The organism is Streptomyces sp. CB02261 (assembly GCF_001905665.1).
In the GTDB taxonomy this organism is placed as follows: Bacteria; Actinomycetota; Actinomycetes; order Streptomycetales; family Streptomycetaceae; genus Streptomyces.
Window position 1 is genome coordinate 1 of the sequence record NZ_LIVX01000018.1, and the last position, 2074, is coordinate 2074.

The window sequence follows — 2074 nt, forward strand, 5'->3', positions numbered from 1 at the left end:
TCCTCTGCAGGCATGCAAGCTTGGCGTAATCATGGTCATAGCTGTTTCCTGTGTGAAATTGTTATCCGCTCACAATTCCACACAACATACGAGCCGGAAGCATAAAGTGTAAAGCCTGGGGTGCCTAATGAGTGAGCTAACTCACATTAATTGCGTTGCGCTCACTGCCCGCTTTCCAGTCGGGAAACCTGTCGTGCCAGCTGCATTAATGAATCGGCCAACGCGCGGGGAGAGGCGGTTTGCGTATTGGGCGCTCTTCCGCTTCCTCGCTCACTGACTCGCTGCGCTCGGTCGTTCGGCTGCGGCGAGCGGTATCAGCTCACTCAAAGGCGGTAATACGGTTATCCACAGAATCAGGGGATAACGCAGGAAAGAACATGTGAGCAAAAGGCCAGCAAAAGGCCAGGAACCGTAAAAAGGCCGCGTTGCTGGCGTTTTTCCATAGGCTCCGCCCCCCTGACGAGCATCACAAAAATCGACGCTCAAGTCAGAGGTGGCGAAACCCGACAGGACTATAAAGATACCAGGCGTTTCCCCCTGGAAGCTCCCTCGTGCGCTCTCCTGTTCCGACCCTGCCGCTTACCGGATACCTGTCCGCCTTTCTCCCTTCGGGAAGCGTGGCGCTTTCTCATAGCTCACGCTGTAGGTATCTCAGTTCGGTGTAGGTCGTTCGCTCCAAGCTGGGCTGTGTGCACGAACCCCCCGTTCAGCCCGACCGCTGCGCCTTATCCGGTAACTATCGTCTTGAGTCCAACCCGGTAAGACACGACTTATCGCCACTGGCAGCAGCCACTGGTAACAGGATTAGCAGAGCGAGGTATGTAGGCGGTGCTACAGAGTTCTTGAAGTGGTGGCCTAACTACGGCTACACTAGAAGAACAGTATTTGGTATCTGCGCTCTGCTGAAGCCAGTTACCTTCGGAAAAAGAGTTGGTAGCTCTTGATCCGGCAAACAAACCACCGCTGGTAGCGGTGGTTTTTTTGTTTGCAAGCAGCAGATTACGCGCAGAAAAAAAGGATCTCAAGAAGATCCTTTGATCTTTTCTACGGGGTCTGACGCTCAGTGGAACGAAAACTCACGTTAAGGGATTTTGGTCATGAGATTATCAAAAAGGATCTTCACCTAGATCCTTTTAAATTAAAAATGAAGTTTTAAATCAATCTAAAGTATATATGAGTAAACTTGGTCTGACAGTTACCAATGCTTAATCAGTGAGGCACCTATCTCAGCGATCTGTCTATTTCGTTCATCCATAGTTGCCTGACTCCCCGTCGTGTAGATAACTACGATACGGGAGGGCTTACCATCTGGCCCCAGTGCTGCAATGATACCGCGAGACCCACGCTCACCGGCTCCAGATTTATCAGCAATAAACCAGCCAGCCGGAAGGGCCGAGCGCAGAAGTGGTCCTGCAACTTTATCCGCCTCCATCCAGTCTATTAATTGTTGCCGGGAAGCTAGAGTAAGTAGTTCGCCAGTTAATAGTTTGCGCAACGTTGTTGCCATTGCTACAGGCATCGTGGTGTCACGCTCGTCGTTTGGTATGGCTTCATTCAGCTCCGGTTCCCAACGATCAAGGCGAGTTACATGATCCCCCATGTTGTGCAAAAAAGCGGTTAGCTCCTTCGGTCCTCCGATCGTTGTCAGAAGTAAGTTGGCCGCAGTGTTATCACTCATGGTTATGGCAGCACTGCATAATTCTCTTACTGTCATGCCATCCGTAAGATGCTTTTCTGTGACTGGTGAGTACTCAACCAAGTCATTCTGAGAATAGTGTATGCGGCGACCGAGTTGCTCTTGCCCGGCGTCAATACGGGATAATACCGCGCCACATAGCAGAACTTTAAAAGTGCTCATCATTGGAAAACGTTCTTCGGGGCGAAAACTCTCAAGGATCTTACCGCTGTTGAGATCCAGTTCGATGTAACCCACTCGTGCACCCAACTGATCTTCAGCATCTTTTACTTTCACCAGCGTTTCTGGGTGAGCAAAAACAGGAAGGCAAAATGCCGCAAAAAAGGGAATAAGGGCGACACGGAAATGTTGAATACTCATACTCTTCCTTTTTCAATA

General features: G+C 50.2%; 1 protein-coding gene. It reads right to left on the reverse strand.

The window, feature by feature from the left end:
- Positions 1 to 1195 precede the first annotated feature (1195 nt).
- Entirely contained in the window at positions 1196 to 2056 is an 861-nt protein-coding gene (locus AMK29_RS34890) for a broad-spectrum class A beta-lactamase TEM-116 (RefSeq protein WP_000027050.1), read from the reverse strand.
- Positions 2057 to 2074 lie beyond the last annotated feature (18 nt).